This window comes from Saccharomonospora iraqiensis subsp. paurometabolica YIM 90007 (genome assembly GCF_000231035.2).
Classification (GTDB): domain Bacteria; phylum Actinomycetota; class Actinomycetes; order Mycobacteriales; family Pseudonocardiaceae; genus Saccharomonospora; species Saccharomonospora paurometabolica.
This window is the reverse complement of the sequence record NZ_KI912185.1, coordinates 75,358-75,641: the sequence shown is the minus strand read 5'-3', so window position 1 is coordinate 75,641 and position 284 is coordinate 75,358. Positions and strand designations below refer to the sequence as shown.

The following is a 284-nucleotide window of genomic DNA, read 5'->3' as shown; positions in this document are numbered from 1 at the left end:
TGCACGCGCCCACCCTGGTGCGTACCGGCAGCGGCGCCGTGTCGGTGGCCTCCGCCGCGGCGGGCACCCTGGAGGTCCTGTCCGGCTCCGGTTCCGTCCGTGCGGGCATCGCGCCCGGTACGGACGCCGAGATCGACCTGTCGTCCGGGTCGGGCCGGGTGGACAGCGAACTCGCCGTCGCCGAGGAACCGCCGCCCGGGGACGTCCCGTTGCGGGTGCACGCCCGCAGCGGCTCCGGCGACGTCCTGGTCACCCGCACCCGCTGACCGCTCCGCCACCGCCCG

1 pseudogene is annotated in these 284 nt (G+C 77.5%); it reads left to right on the top strand.

The window, feature by feature from the left end:
- Positions 1-266, top strand: a pseudogene (locus tag SACPADRAFT_RS33655) (hypothetical protein); the annotation flags it as partial.
- Positions 267-284 lie beyond the last annotated feature (18 nt).